Source organism: Seonamhaeicola marinus (genome assembly GCF_008085455.1).
Genome location: NZ_VSDQ01000832.1, coordinates 1 through 281, shown reverse-complemented (window position 1 = coordinate 281; position 281 = coordinate 1). Strand labels below are relative to the sequence as shown.

Here is a 281-nt window from a genome sequence, read left to right as displayed (position 1 = left end):
AAATTTCCCATTTGAAAAAGATATTGATAAAGACGGCAAAATTACCGACGCTCTGAAATCAAATCAATCGCTATTAGTACAAATAGTAAAAGAACCTATATCTACAAAAGGCCCAAGAATAAGCTCTGAGCTTTCTATTGCCGGCAGATATATAGTTTTAGTACCATTTTCTAGCAGAATTTCTATATCACAAAAAATAGAAGATCGAGAAGAAAAAGACCGCCTAAAACGTTTGGTTAAAAGTATTACACCACAAGGATTTGGCGTAATAGTACGTACGG

The 281-nt window shown here is 34.2% G+C and carries 1 protein-coding gene; it reads left to right on the top strand.

Annotation, left to right across the window (positions count from 1 at the left end; translation table 11 throughout):
- A partial coding sequence (locus FUA24_RS25945) for a ribonuclease E/G (RefSeq protein ID WP_246147155.1) occupies positions 1-281 on the top strand: 281 nt, incomplete at both ends.